Annotated in this window: 9 protein-coding genes and 2 riboswitches; of the genes, 7 read left to right on the top strand and 2 right to left on the bottom strand. The window is 25.6% G+C overall.

Going from position 1 to position 15303, the window contains the following annotated elements; genetic code table 11:
* The first annotated feature begins 51 nt into the window (after nt 1-51).
* Nucleotides 52-5352 (top strand): diguanylate cyclase, encoded by a 5301-nt coding sequence (locus QOZ93_RS00735; RefSeq protein WP_307354736.1) that lies wholly within the window; start codon nt 52-54, stop codon nt 5350-5352.
* A 48-nt stretch (nt 5353-5400) separates the two neighbouring features.
* Here QOZ93_RS00735 and QOZ93_RS00740 read toward each other — a convergent pair whose 3' ends face one another.
* Nucleotides 5401-7320, bottom strand: coding sequence for an ABC-F family ATP-binding cassette domain-containing protein (locus QOZ93_RS00740; RefSeq protein WP_307354818.1), 1920 nt, complete (start codon nt 7318-7320; stop codon nt 5401-5403).
* Between the two features lie 279 nt (nt 7321-7599).
* Between QOZ93_RS00740 and QOZ93_RS00745 the strand changes: the two genes are divergently transcribed.
* From QOZ93_RS00745 to QOZ93_RS00760, 4 genes are all read left to right on the top strand, one after another.
* Nucleotides 7600-8244 carry a redox-sensing transcriptional repressor Rex gene (locus QOZ93_RS00745; RefSeq protein WP_307354737.1) on the top strand — a complete coding sequence of 215 codons (645 nt, stop codon included), beginning with the start codon at nt 7600-7602 and terminating at the stop codon, nt 8242-8244.
* A gap of 253 nt (nt 8245-8497) precedes the next feature.
* Nucleotides 8498-8601: riboswitch (glycine riboswitch) on the top strand.
* A gap of 161 nt (nt 8602-8762) precedes the next feature.
* Entirely contained in the window at nt 8763-9632 is an 870-nt protein-coding gene (locus QOZ93_RS00750; RefSeq protein ID WP_307354738.1) for a sulfide/dihydroorotate dehydrogenase-like FAD/NAD-binding protein, read from the top strand.
* A complete protein-coding gene (gene gltA / locus QOZ93_RS00755; RefSeq protein WP_307354739.1) occupies nt 9632-11023 on the top strand; it encodes an NADPH-dependent glutamate synthase in 1392 nt (463 codons plus the stop codon). The genes QOZ93_RS00750 and gltA overlap by 1 nt, the downstream gene beginning before the upstream one ends.
* Nucleotides 11024-11167: 144 nt before the next feature.
* Complete coding sequence (locus tag QOZ93_RS00760; protein ID WP_307354740.1) at nt 11168-12052, top strand: DNA-3-methyladenine glycosylase family protein; 885 nt, start codon at nt 11168-11170, stop codon at nt 12050-12052.
* Nucleotides 12053-12071: 19 nt separating this feature from the next.
* Here QOZ93_RS00760 and QOZ93_RS14045 read toward each other — a convergent pair whose 3' ends face one another.
* Nucleotides 12072-12737 (bottom strand): TIGR01906 family membrane protein, encoded by a 666-nt coding sequence (locus QOZ93_RS14045; protein ID WP_422723860.1) that lies wholly within the window; start codon nt 12735-12737, stop codon nt 12072-12074.
* A gap of 360 nt (nt 12738-13097) precedes the next feature.
* On the opposite strand from QOZ93_RS14045, the gene groES reads away from it, so the two are divergent.
* Both groES and groL read left to right on the top strand, forming a co-directional pair.
* A complete protein-coding gene (groES, locus tag QOZ93_RS00765; protein WP_307354741.1) occupies nt 13098-13382 on the top strand; it encodes a co-chaperone GroES in 285 nt (94 codons plus the stop codon).
* A 43-nt stretch (nt 13383-13425) separates the two neighbouring features.
* The gene (gene groL / locus QOZ93_RS00770; protein ID WP_307354742.1) at nt 13426-15060 is read left to right on the top strand and encodes a chaperonin GroEL; all 1635 of its coding nucleotides are present in this window, start codon (nt 13426-13428) and stop codon (nt 15058-15060) included.
* A 104-nt stretch (nt 15061-15164) separates the two neighbouring features.
* Nucleotides 15165-15262, top strand: a riboswitch (purine riboswitch).
* Nucleotides 15263-15303 lie beyond the last annotated feature (41 nt).

Below are 15303 nucleotides of genomic sequence, written 5' to 3' on the forward strand. Positions count from 1 at the left end.
TTATTAAAAAAAAGAAGTTAATTACAAGTTATAGGGCGAAGAGGGGAGACAATGAAACTTGTTAATAATAGGTTTAGAATAGTAAAAGCTATAGAAAAATTTGATTATTGTTCTTCTTATTTAGTATGCGATGAGGATAAAAATGGAAAATTAAAAATTATGAATGTTATAGAAGAAAATCATTATACAAAGAAAAAAATAAGTGAATTAAAGCATAATTTTGAAAATTTTTCTAATATTCATACTAAATATATTTGTAAAGTTTATGACTTTGGAATAATAAGTTCAATTAATAATGAAAAAAGTTTAAAAAATATATATTACTATACGGCAGAGTATATAGAAAATAAAAAAGATTTAATAGATGAAATAGATAAGGTTTCAGAAGAAGAATTTTTAGGCTTATATGTAGATATATTGAAAGGTATCAATTATCTTCATCTTAAAGGCTATGTTTATAAATATTTAGATTTAACTAGCTTAAAGATAAAAGAAATAAGAGATAAGAAAAAAGCTTATATTGAAGAACCTATTAAAAATGAATTTAAAGTTTTTAATCAAACTAATATAAGGGAAAGTATATTATATATAGATGATATTTATTCACTAGGGATTATAGGAATTAAATTAATATTTAAGGATAAAATTGATTTTAATAATATATATAATTATAACAAAAAATGTATTAATTTAAATGAAAGATCTTTGATTTTTTCAAAAGATTTTACTAAAAAACTATTAAAAATATGTTCAAGTATGATACAGGGTAATACTGTAGGTGTAAAGAGTATTAATGGAATTATACAAACTATTAATAAAGAGTTTAATAAACAATATAGTAAATTTGAGTTTAATGAATTAGAAAGATTAAATTTTAATCCAAGTTTTATAGGAAAAACTGGTGAATTAAATGAAGTTATAGATAATGTTAAAAATAATAAAGGAATAATAGAAATTAAAGGTACTTTAGGAATAGGTAAAACAAGTTTCATAAAAAAAATAGAAGAAAAATTAAAATATGAAAAGTATGAAGTATGTTCATTATATTATGAAGAAGATTTTACAAAGAAAGGTTATGAGGATTTTGCACAATTCTTAAAAAATATTATAAATATAAGTGATAGGGAAACTATAAATAGATATAAAAAAGATTTAGGTGCTGTAGTACAAGAATTTTCAAAAGATAGAATAGATATGACTAATATCCTAAATGAAAAACAAAAAATTTTAAGTAGTCTATCTAATTTTATTTTTGAGGTTATTAATACAAAAAATGTTGTATTTTTAATTGATAATATCTGTTATTGTTCAAAATTATTTTTAGAATTTGTGCAATATAATGTTAGGGCATATAAAAAATCCTTAGATAAAAAAAATTTAAGTTTTATAATATCATATTCTAATAAGCAACTTAAAGAAAATTATCAGTTTAAAGATTTCATATATAAAATTTCTAAAATAGAAAAAAGAAAAATAATAACATTAAATGGATTTAATAAACAGGAAATACATATGTATTTAAAAAATATCTTTAATTCAAATAAAGTAAATATTGAAGAAGTAGATTGTTTTAAAGATCAAACTTGTGGGAATCCTAAAATTATTTTAGAAATTATAAAAGATTGTTATATAAAAAAGATTTTTTATGTGAATGAAAATGGACATTGGAATCTAGATAAGAAAAAATTTAAGAAATATGAAATTTCTGGTGAGGTTCAAAAAATATTATTGAATCAATTAGAAGGTTTAAGTAAAAACGAATTAGAAGTATTAAAATACATAGCTGTTTTTAATCAGAATGAAATTAAAAATGAAGTCATAAAGTATGTTAAATACATTATAGGAGGTAATGTAGAAAGTGTATTAAAGGGATTTATTTCTAAAGGGATTTTACAAGTTACAGATAAAAATGGACTAAAAACAGGTTCTTTTGTAAATAAAATTTTAAAATCTATAATATATAACCAGATGAGCCAAGAGGAAAAGAAAGAAAAACATAATAATATTGTAAAATATATTGAGATAAATTATAAAACTAAATATAAAAATTTAGATCAACTTATATATCATCTGGAAAAAAGTCAACAATTTAATAAGGTTATAAAATATAGTTGTATACTTGCTAATAATTATAAAAATAAATATGATTTAGAAAATGAAAAATTTTACATAAAAAAGGCTTTAGATAATTTAGAAATTGTGAATGGTGCAAAATCGAGAATATATACCTTAAGTAAAAAAATGGGATATATATTATTTATACAAAATGATTTAAGTAAAGCGTTATTGTATTATAAAAGATGTCTTAATTTGGCAATAGAAATGGGAAGTAATAATAAAAAAATAGACATTTTAAACTTGATGATTTTTATATTTATAGAAAAGGAAGATCTAAATAAAGTAAGCATTTTTATGAATGTAGTGAAAAATATGCTAAGTAAGACCGTTTATAAAAAAGGATACATAAAATATAAACAGATTCAGAGTACAGTAAACTTAAAAAAAGGTAAGCTTAATGAATCTAAGACAGTAGCATATGAAATTTTGCCATTATGTTCAGGAAAATATGAAAAATATTCAGGAAAGTTTTATTTTATACTAGGAAATATAGAATATGGTAATGGAAACTTACAAGAGGCATATAATAATTATCTAATATCACGTAAAATATTTGAAAAATATAAACAAAGTCAAAATCTAGCTAAAGTTTTAAATAATTTATCTATAATAGAGATTTATTTCAAACACAATTTAAAAGCATGTGAATCTTTATTAAAAAAATGTCTTAAAATACATCAAATTACTGGAGGGTATCAAGAACAATTATATCCATTATATAATTTAGTTAATCTTTATATAAAAATAAGTAAGATTAAAAAAGCTAAAGAGTATGCATTGTTAATTTTAAGTGAATCGGAAAAATATAAATCACAGAAAGAATGCATTATAGCGTATAATTTATTGTTTAATATAAACAGTGAAATTTATAATTTTAAAGAAGCTCATAAATATTATCAGTTATCTTACAAGTTTATAATAAATAGCAATTATCCTGAAATTATAAAAAATGATTTTTATGTTAGGTCTATGAATTACTTTTTTAATTTAAAATGCACAGAACAAATACAGCGATTTACTGAGTTTATTTTAAATTCTAGTAATCATCTTAGTGAGACCGATAAAGTAGAAATTTTTCTTATAAACCAAATACTACAATTTATAAAAATTTACTTTAGAAGTAAAGATAAAAAATTACAGGATGAAGCATTTATTAAATTATTAAAAAGAATAAAAAGTTGTAAGGACATCTTAGAAAAAAGAAAGTTTTTAGTTAACTTAGGTATTATAGTGGTAAAGAGTAAACCTTTTATAAACAAGGTTTATGAGGAGTTAAAAACAACAGAACAAGGTGATTTTAAATATACTCACTTAAGTAAAAAATATTTTATAACTTCATTTTGTGAAGAAAAGCAGAGATTAAAATATTTGAAGTTAGCTTTACAAGAGGCTCAAAATGAGGTTAATCATTTAATGATGAGTAAAATATATATAGAAATAGGTAATTATTATAAAAATAAAGATTTTTATAATTCTATAAATAATTATTTTTATGCATATAAGCAAATAAGATATATTTTAAAAAATATGGATTTAATATATAGGGATAAGTTTATAGAATATAATAATTTAATTGAATGTCTTGAAGGTATTAGTTTAATTGAAAGTAAATTTAATACACAAAAAAACATTAAAATTGAACAGAAAAGTAGATTAAGCTGGCAAGATAATTATTTGGATTACAATTATTTGGAAGAAATATTTAATAATAGGGCTTTCAAAGAATATTATAAGATAGAACATGCAAAATTTATTGGAACAAAAATAGAAGATATAAATGAGGTTATAGGTGAAATAGCCGAAGATTCTAAAATAAACTTAGATAATATTTTAAAATATTTAACATGGACCAGTTTGGGTACTTTTGGAGCTATAGTTAAATGTGAAAAAAATAAATTTGAAATTTTAATGAGCACAAATAATAAATTAGATTTACCTAATTCACTTATAAATGTTATATGTAAAAATTGTGACAAACCAATGATAGTAGATGATACATATATACAAAATATACAGCCTAATAATTTATTTTTAGATTTACAGAAAAGTTTTTGTATGCCATTGTATAATAAGGCAATTGGAAATAAAGATAATGTTAAAACTTATCTTTATATAGAAACAGATAGAATTATTGATGATATTAATAAAGATAATGCATATAAATGTATGAAAATGAAAAAAATATTAAACTATGTAGTTAAAAATTATATATTAGAATTAAATTCTAACATAGATAAATTAACTAAAACATTAAATAGAAGCGCTATGGAATCAAGGTTAGGAAATGTTCTAAATGAAGCGGCATTAAGAAAAGAAGAAGTATCAATAATAATGATTGATATAGATAATTTTAAGAGTATAAATGACGAATTTGGACATTTAAGAGGAGATAAAGTTTTAAAAGAAGTATGTGATGTTATTTTTTCACAAATAACTCTTAATCAATATGTAGGTAGATACGGAGGAGAAGAGTTTTTAATTATACTTCCAAAATGTAATTGTGATCAAGCATTTAAATTATCAGAAAAGATAAGAAAAAAAATATATAATGATAAATGTATAAACAATAATATAAGGGTAAGTATTAGTGCAGGAATATCTACTTATCCATGTCAGGGAATAGAACTTTGGCATCTTATAAATAAGGCAGATATGGCGTTATATAAGGCTAAAAAGACTGGGAAAAATAAGAGCGTAATTTGGGATGAGAGTTTTAAAGATGAAGAAAAAAATAATAATAAACTTATATGGAGCATAAAAAATAATGAGGTTAAAGAGTATGAAAATATTAATTTCATGCTAAGATGTATAGAAATTTTAAATAAAAAACAAGATAAAAAAGAAAAATTAAACATTATATTAAATGATTTACTTAATATAATGAGGGGGCAGTATATAGCGATATATGATGTTGAGGATGATCTTTCATATTCAGAAAAAATGTACGTTATAAAAGATAAAAAGAATGTAAGTAAGTTTGTTAGTAAAAAATTAATGAATGAGGTTGTTAACAATAAAAAGGGTATTGTTACGATTAATTGGGAGAAAAGTCAATATAAAAGTTATATAGGTAATAGAGTAGATGCATATTCTAGTATTATTTGTCCTTTAATTAAGAATGAAGAAGTAATAAGTTTGTTGTACTTAAAGGTATCTATTAAAGTTCAAGAGTTTACAACTAAAGAATATAATTTTGTTAATATAATAGCTAATATACTTTGTAACTTATATTAGAAATAATAAAACTTAGCTATCTCTAAAGTTTTAGAGATAGCTAAGTTTTTATTCTAATAAGGATTCCCATTCACTATAAAGGTTTTGAAGTATGTTTTCTTTTTCTGTTATAGAAGAATTAACTTCTATAGTTTTTTCAGGATTAGAATAAATTTCTTCTTTACAAAGATCTTCATGAAGAGAAGAAATTTCAGATTCTAAACTTGCTATGTCTTTCTCTATATTTTTTATTCTAAGTTTTTTCTGTTTATTTTCTTTTTCCTGTTCTCGTTTTTTCTTTTTCTCATTGTTAATTTGAGTTTTTGTTTTTCCGCCAGATTCTTCTTCAATATCTTGAAATCTATTTGGATTTTGTTTCTTTTCTATATAGTAAGAGTAATTTCCAAGATATTCTTTAATTCCATCTATTTGAAGTTCAATTATTTTATTTACAACTTTATTTAAAAAGTATCTATCGTGAGATATTACTAAAACTGTACCATCATAAGTTAAAAGGGCATCTTCTAAAGCCTCTCTAGATATAATATCTAAGTGATTGGTAGGTTCGTCTAATAATAAGAAATTAGCTTTTTTTAGCATTAATTTTAATAAATTTATTCTACATTTTTCACCACCACTTAAAGAAGAAATAACTTTAAAAACATCGTCCCCCATAAATAAGAAAGAGGCCAGGGCGCTTCTAATTTCAGTCATGGTTAATTCAGGAAAATCATCCCATACTTCTTCTAAAATAGTTTTATTAAGATTTAAATTAGATTGTTCCTGATCATAATATCCTATTTCTACATTTCTTCCTAAACATTTTGTTCCACCATCAGCTTTTATAAAGTCCATAATTATTTTAAATAAAGTAGTCTTACCTCTACCATTTTCACCAATAAGTGCAAGTTTTTCTTCCCTATTAATTTTTAAATTTAAATTTGTAAATAAAGTTTTTTCTCCAAAACTTTTAGAAAGTTTATCTACAATCAAAACATCATTTCCACTTGTAAGATCTGTTTTAAAAGTAAATGGTTTTAATTTCGTTTCTTTATCAGGAGCATCTATTCTTTCAATTTTATCTAAAGCTTTTTGTCTGCTTTCAGCGGCTCTAACACTTTTTTCTCTGTTAAAAGACTTATAACGTTTTATAATTTCTTCTTGTCTTTTAATTTCTTCCTGTTGTTGTTCAAAAGCTTTTTGTTGAATTTCAAAGTTCTTTTTTCTAAGTTCTATAAACTTAGTATAATTTCCATTGTAGTCTTGGATTTTTCCATTAATAAGTTCTAAAGTTCTATTTGTTATAGCATCTAGGAAAAATCTATCATGGGATATTACGATAATGGTTCCTTTATAAGATTTTAAGTATTCTTCTAACCATTCTATAGCATCAAGATCTAAATGGTTTGTAGGTTCATCTAATAATAAAATTTCTGGATTGGTAAGTAATAGCTTGCACAGAGCAACACGTGTTTTTTGCCCACCACTTAAAATGTTAATTTTTTTATTAAAATCATTTTCTACAAAACCTAATCCATATAGAACTTTATATATTTCAGCTTTATATGTATATCCGCCCTTTATATCATAAGTTTCTTGTGCTGTAGTATAAGTTTTAATTAAGTTATTATAATGGTTTTCATCTACTTCATCGTAAGGAGAATTTAATTCTTCTTCTAACTTTTTTAACTTGTCTTCTAATTTAATTAAAGAATCGAATACCCTTAACATTTCTTCAAAAATAGTATTTTCAGATTCTAGTGAAAGATGCTGAGACAAATAACCTAATTGTTTACTTTTATCTATAAATATTTCACCATTATCTGGTTCAAGAGAATGTGTCAAAATTTTAAATAAAGTAGATTTACCAGCACCATTAGAACCAACTAAACCTAGTTTATCACCTTCATTTATACTAAATGTAACACTTTTTAAAATCACATCTATACCGTAACTTTTACTAATTTCTTTGCAACTAAGTACAATCATTTTATTCACCTTCATTCTATTAACATATATAATATTATATCTAACTCTTCAGTTTTAGTCACTAAGAATTAGTTAACATACATAATTATGCATAATTAGTATATATAATTATAAGATGTTTATTATATAACTATATATATAGGAAATAAAGGTTACAATGTGTTAAAATTTACATTACAGTATATTATAACACTTGACAATAACTCCAATTAGATAATAATATTATAGTAATTGTGTTGTTAATAAATTATTTTATAATGGTTTAAGGGAGGTGTTCGCGTGGAAAGGAAAAAAGCTAATATATCTATGGCTGTTATTAAAAGATTACCTAAATATCATAGATATTTAAATGAATTGTTAAATAACGAAGTAGATAGAATTTCATCAAAAGAATTAAGCGAAAAAATTGGTTTCACAGCGTCACAAATTAGACAAGATTTAAATTGTTTTGGGGATTTTGGTCAACAAGGATATGGGTATAATGTAAAAGACTTATATGAAGAAATAAGTAAAATTTTAGGCTTAAAACAAGTATATAATATGGTTTTAATTGGTTCAGGTAATATAGGTCAGGCAGTTGCGAATTATGATAATTTTCAAAAAATGGGATTTAGAATAGGAGCTATCTTTGATAGAAATCCGAAACTTATAGGATTGAAGATAAGAGATATAGAAGTGCAAGATATAGATTCTTTAACTCATTACTTAAAAGAAAATCCTACAGAAATAGGAATTATATGTGTAAACAGAGAAAGCGCACAAGGAATTTGTGAGTTACTTGTAAACTGTGGCATAAAAGGTATTTGGAATTTTGCACCAGTAGACCTTAAGGTACCTGAAGATGTAGTTGTAGAAAATGTTCATTTAAGTGAAAGTTTACTTACATTGACATGTTTATTAAATGATTGTGAAGATTCCCAGTAAATTAAATAAAAATCTTTAGTAAAATTCATGGGAATTTTCTAAAGATTTATTTTGAATTTTTATACTCATTATTGACTAAATATTTATAAGATTATAAAATGAGTATAAAAGGTGAAATATATAACAATTTTAAATTTTATAATGAGAGTGAATGAAGGTTGTTGGAGATACTCCTTTTGGAGTAACCGAAGAAGAAACGAATAATAAGTCGCTATAGATTATTCAGAAACTTTCAGGTTATTGAACAATAACTGGACACCGCCCTGGAGAGAACCATAATTGGTCATCGAAGAAGAAACTTAATTTTTTTATAAAAGATTTAAGGAAGCTTTCAGATAAAAGGACAGGGATAAGTAGCGTAAAATATCGTTATTTATTTCCTAATATTAATATATTAATATTAGTTATTTTTCTAATTAAGTATTTAGAAAATCTTTATAATTTTAATATTATGTTGATTTAAAATCTAATCAATGGTTATAATTTTTACTAAAAAACTTAGGTGTGGAGGAATGAAAATGTTTAAAATTGTTGCAAGAAAACAATTAGCTCCTCAGATCTTTTTAATGGATGTTGAGGCTCCAAAAGTAGCAAAATCAGCTTTGCCAGGTCAATTTGTTATAGTTAAAATGGATGAAAAAGGTGAAAGAATACCTTTAACAATTTGTGATTATAATTCTGAAAAAGGTACAGTGACTATTGTAGTACAAGCAATAGGATGTTCAACTAAGAGAATGATGGATTATAAAGAAGGAGATTACTTTGAAGATTTTGTTGGTCCACTTGGACAAGCATCTGAATTTATAAGTGAAGATATAGAAGAATTAAAAAATAAAAAAATATTATTTGTAGCAGGTGGATTAGGAACAGCACCAGTGTATCCACAAGTTAAATGGTTACATGAACATGGAGTAGAGGCAGATGTTATTATAGGCGCTAAAAATAAAGAGCTATTAATAATGGAAGAAGAAATGAAAGCAGTAGCAGGAAACGTATATCCAGCAACAGATGATGGATCATATGGATTTAAAGGGCTAGTAACTAATTTAATAGAAGAATTGGTTAATAATCAAGGGAAAAAATATGATGTAGTTGTAGCAATAGGACCTATGATTATGATGAAATTTGTATGCCTAACTACAGAAAAGTTAGGAATAAAAACTATAGTAAGTTTAAATCCAATTATGGTTGATGGAACTGGCATGTGTGGAGCTTGTAGAGTAACAGTCGATGGGGTAACAAAATTTGCATGTGTAGATGGTCCAGAATTTGATGGTCATAAAGTTAATTTTGATGAAGCAATGAGAAGATCAGCTATGTATAGAGCTGAAGAAAAAGAAGATAATGATGCTTTAAGATCAGGTTGTGGTTTAGGAGGTGCGAAATAATGGCAGTAGATAGAATGAAAAGAATTCCAATTTCAGAACAAGACCCAAAGGAAAGAGCAAGAAATTTTAAAGAAGTATGTTTAGGTTACACTGAAGAAGAGGCTGTAAAAGAAGCTTCTAGATGTTTAAATTGTAAAAAACCAGGATGTGTCACTAAATGTCCTGTAAGTATAGATATTCCAGGATTTATCCAACATGTTAAGAATAGAGAATTTGAAGAAGCAGCTAAGGTGATAGCTAAATATAGTGCATTACCTGCAGTCTGTGGTAGAGTTTGTCCTCAAGAACTACAATGTGAAAGTAAATGTGTACTAGGTATAAAAGGTGAAGCGATTGCTATAGGAAAACTTGAAAGATTCGTAGCAGATTGGACAAGAGAACATAATGTTGATATTAGTGAAACAAAAGAGAAAAATGGTAAAAAGGTAGCTGTTATAGGAAGTGGTCCTTCAGGATTGACTTGTGCAGGTGAACTTGCTAAAGAAGGATATGATGTAACAATATTTGAAGCACTTCATGAAGCAGGTGGAGTTTTAGTTTATGGTATTCCAGAATTTAGATTACCAAAAGATACAGTTGTTAAGCATGAAGTAGAAAATGTTAAAAAATTAGGTGTTAAGATAGAGACAAATGTTATAATAGGTAAAACTATTACAATAGATGAATTGTTAGAAGATGAAGGATTTAATGCTGTATTTGTTGGTTCTGGTGCAGGTCTTCCAAAATTTATGGGTATCCCTGGAGAAAATTTAAATGGAGTATTCTCAGCCAATGAATACTTAACAAGAACAAACTTAATGAAGGCATTTAAAGAGGGATATGATACACCAATAAAAGTAGGAAATAAGGTAGCAGTTGTTGGTGGTGGTAATGTTGCAATGGATGCTGTAAGAACAGCATTAAGATTGGGTGCAGATGAAGCACATATAGTTTATAGAAGATCAGAAGCTGAATTACCAGCGAGGGTTGAAGAAGTTCATCATGCTAAGGAAGAAGGCGTTACATTTGACCTTTTAGTTAATCCAAAGGAAATCATTAGTGATGAAAATGGTTGGGTTAAAGGAATGAAATGTGTAAGAATGGAACTTGGAGAAGCTGATGAATCTGGAAGAAGAAAACCAGTAGAAATTCCTAATTCTGAGTTTATTTTAGATGTAGATACTGTAATTATGTCTTTAGGTACATCACCAAATCCATTAATTCCAGCTACTACAAAAGGTCTTGATATTAATAAAAGAAAATGTATAGTTGCTAATGAAGAAACTGGATTGACTTCAAGAGAAAAAGTATTTGCTGGTGGAGATGCTGTTACAGGTGCGGCAACAGTTATATTGGCAATGGAAGCCGGTAAGAAAGCAGCGTATGCTATAGATGAGATGTTAAGTAAATAAATTTGAGTATTATATTTATAAAAATAGTTATCCTTAAAAATTTAAGGATAACTATTTTTGTTTAAATAGAGAATTTTTTTGTGTAAAGGGATAAAATATAAGTAAATACAAGGTGAAAAATAGTTATATTAGGAGAGAGGATAAATGTATAGAGATTATGAATCAGTAGAAGTAATAGAAAATGGAGTAATAGTTAAAGAAATAAAAAATTTTGATCTACATAATGTTTTTGAGTGTGGTCAATGTTTTAGGTGGAACAAAACTGAAAGTGGAAGTTATATTGGAGTTGCCTTTGAAAAAGTTATAGAAGTGGATAAAAAAGACAATAATATGCTTATTTATAATACAAATTTAAAAGAATTTTATGATATTTGGGAAGAATATTTTGATTTAAAAAATGATTACGGAAAGATAAAAGATATATTAAGAGAAGATCCTATTTTAAAAGAAGGAATTAAATTTGGAGAAGGAATAAGAATTTTAAAACAAGAACCTTTTGAAATAACACTATCCTTTATAATATCTGCCAATAATAGAATATCTATGATAAAAAAAGCAATAAGCAATATAAGTGAGAAGTGGGGTGAAAAATTAGAATATAAAGAGAAAACCTATTATACGTTTCCTAGTCTTGAAAGCTTAAGTATTGCTACTACAGAAGAATTAGAGGGGTGTAGTACAGGATTTAGAGCTAAGTATTTAAAAGATACTATAAATAAAATATATACTGGTGAAATGAATTTAGAAGAAATTAAAGAAATGAATGATGATGAATGTCATAAAAAAATGCAAGAGTTTAACGGTGTAGGTCCCAAAGTTTCTGATTGTATTATACTTTTTTCTATGCAGAAATATTCTGCATTTCCAGTTGATGTATGGGTAAAAAGGGCTATGCAATACTTTTACCTAGCCCCAGAAGTATCTTTGCCTAAAATTCGAATATTTGCAAGAGAAAAGTTTGGAGAACTTTCTGGATTTGCACAACAATATTTATTTTATTATGCAAGAGAAAATAAAATTAATATTTAATAAATAAGAAATTTTACTTTCATTTTTTTTGATTTTTTTTTAAACTCATAGAGTAAATCATAAAAAATAATAAAGAATATAATAAAAAAATTGATAATATAAAAATTCCTTCATGAAAGAAAAAAGTTTCAGGAAGAACATTTATTACGGGATCTTTTATAGGATCAAAAAGCCAGTAGTTATTGTTAAATAGGATTTTATGAAAAATTTTAAAGGTAAAGTTAAAATTAATTAAAATGGGTATAGTTAGAACAAAGGGAATGATCAATGAAATAACGGAAAAATTGCGTATGAATTTGAATTCCTTTTGTTTGTACTTTTTTGCAAAATTATAAATTGTAATTGGAAGAAAAATAAACATACCTAAATTCATATTTTGTATAACATTTCTTACTTCAAAAAAATGAGTGGTTCCTTCTTGTGAAGATATAAAATAAGGCATTTTAAAATTATATGTAGTACTATATAAAAAATTTATTAGATAGTTATAATTATGTTTTAATTGTTCATAGGATAAAGAAGATAAATTTTCAAGATTTAAAAATTTAATATCAAAATAATATATGTTTTTAAAAAGTAATGTAATATTTATACTAAAAGTTATAAGACAGTATATAAAAGATGAATAAAAAATAATATTTCTAATAGTAAATATTTTATTAATTGATAATTTAGAATTAGTCATTGTAAGTACCTCGTAAAAGTATGATTATTAATAAAGTTGAGTTAATTTTGTCTTTTTATTATATTATAATCATTTTAAATAGAATAAAAAGACAAAAATATCTTATATTCCATTTAAAAATAGTATATAATAGTAAAATAAAGAAATATTAAGATTTATACTTATAAATTTAAATATTGATAAAAAATTATTGATAACGGTCTATTTTAAAACAGTATCATAGTTGATATTAATATTAGTATTAATTACTATAATAATTGTATTAGCACTCTAAATCAATGAGTGCTAACAAAGAGATACTAATAAAAATTACTAAGTTATAAATATAAATATAAACGATTTGATTAAGGAGGGTTTAAAATGAGTATAAGACCACTTGGTGACAGAGTTGTTATTAAAAGATTAGAAGCAGAGGAAACTACTAAAAGCGGTATTGTTTTAACAGGGGCTTCAAAAGAAAAACCTCAAGAAGCTGAAGTAATAGCAGTAGGACCTGGCGGAATAGTAGATGGTAAAGAAGTTAAAATGGAATTAAAAGTTGGAGATAAAGTATTATTCTCCAAATATTCAGGAAATGAAATTAAATTTGAAGGTCAAGAATATATAATTATAAGTCAATCAGAAATATTAGCAGTAGTAGAATAATAGAATTAATCCTAAAAAGTTTAATAAATAGGAGGTTTTGATAATGGCAAAGACAATATTATTTAATGAAGAAGCTAGAAGATCAATGCAAAAAGGTGTTGATAAATTAGCTAATACTGTAAAGGTAACACTTGGACCAAAAGGAAGAAACGTAGTTTTAGATAAAAAATTTGGAGCACCACTAATTACTAATGATGGTGTAAGTATAGCTAGAGAAATAGAATTAGAGGATCCATATGAAAATATGGGAGCTCAACTTGTTAAAGAAGTTGCAACAAAAACTAATGATGTAGCAGGGGATGGTACTACAACAGCTACTTTATTAGCACAAGCTATTATAAGAGAAGGTCTAAAAAATGTAACAGCTGGTGCAAATCCAATGCTAATAAGAGAAGGTATAAAAATGGCAGTTGATACGACTGTTGAAGAAATTAAAAAATTATCTAAACCAGTTAATGGTAAAGAAGATATAGCAAGAGTTGCAGCTATTTCAGCAGCAGACGAAGAAATAGGTAAATTAATTGCTGATGCTATGGAAAGAGTAGGCAATGAAGGTGTTATAAGCATAGAAGAATCAAAGACTATGGGAACTGAATTAAGTGTTGTTGAAGGTATGCAATTTGATAGAGGATACTTAAGTCCATATATGGCTACAGATACTGAAAAGATGGAAGCTATTCTTGAAGATGCATATATATTAATTACAGATAAAAAAGTTTCTAATATTCAAGAATTATTACCAATTTTAGAACAAATAGTTCAACAAGGAAAGAAACTTCTTATAATTGCTGATGATGTTGAAGGTGAAGCTTTAGCAACATTAGTTGTAAATAGATTAAGAGGAACATTTACTTGTGTAGCTGTTAAAGCTCCAGGATTCGGTGATAGAAGAAAAGAAATGTTAAATGATATAGCTATCCTAACAGGTGGAGAAGTAGTTTCAGAAGATTTAGGAAGAGATTTAAAAGATGTAACTATAGATATGTTAGGAAGAGCTGAAAGTATTAAAGTATCTAAAGATACTACTACTATCGTAAATGGTAAAGGAAGTAAAGAAGAAATCAAAAATAGAGTTACTCAATTAAGAGCTCAAATCGAAGAAACAACATCTGATTTCGATAGAGAAAAATTACAAGAAAGACTTGCTAAATTAGCAGGTGGTGTAGCTGTAATTAAAGTTGGTGCTGCTACTGAAACAGAACTAAAAGAAAGAAAACTTAGAATTGAAGATGCTTTAGCAGCTACAAGAGCGGCAGTAGAAGAAGGTATTGTTCCAGGTGGTGGAACAGCATATGTTAATGCTATAAATCAAGTATCAAAATTAACTCACAAAAACAGTGATGTTCAAGTTGGTATAAATATTATAGTAAGAGCATTAGAAGAACCAGTTAGACAAATAGCTAAGAATGCTGGATTAGAAGGTTCAGTAATAATAGATAAAGTTAAAGCAAGTAATGAAGGCGTAGGATTTGATGCTTATAATGAAGAGTACGTAGATATGATAAAATCAGGTATTGTTGATCCAACTAAGGTTACAAGATCAGCATTACAAAATGCTTCTTCAGTAGCTTCAACATTCTTAACAACAGAAGCTGCAGTAGTTGATATTCCAGAAAAACAACCAGCAGCTCCAATGGCTCCAGGTATGGATGGAATGGGTATGGGTGGTATGTATTAATATATACCTTAAAAGAGTTTTGCTATGCAAAACTCTTTTTTTTGCAAAAAATACATTGACAAATGTATAAACTTTAAATAGAATAAATATTAATAATTATTTTAGAAAAATTGCATAAATCTTTTCATATAATCCTTTAATATGGTGGGGAGTCTCTACAAGAAACCGAAAATTTCTAACTATGGAAAGAGCATTTAGTTTACTGTATAGCTATTGGCTCTTTTTATAGTGTGTTGCATATGA

This window comes from Hathewaya limosa, from assembly GCF_030815255.1.
GTDB lineage: Bacteria > Bacillota > Clostridia > Clostridiales > Clostridiaceae > Hathewaya > Hathewaya limosa.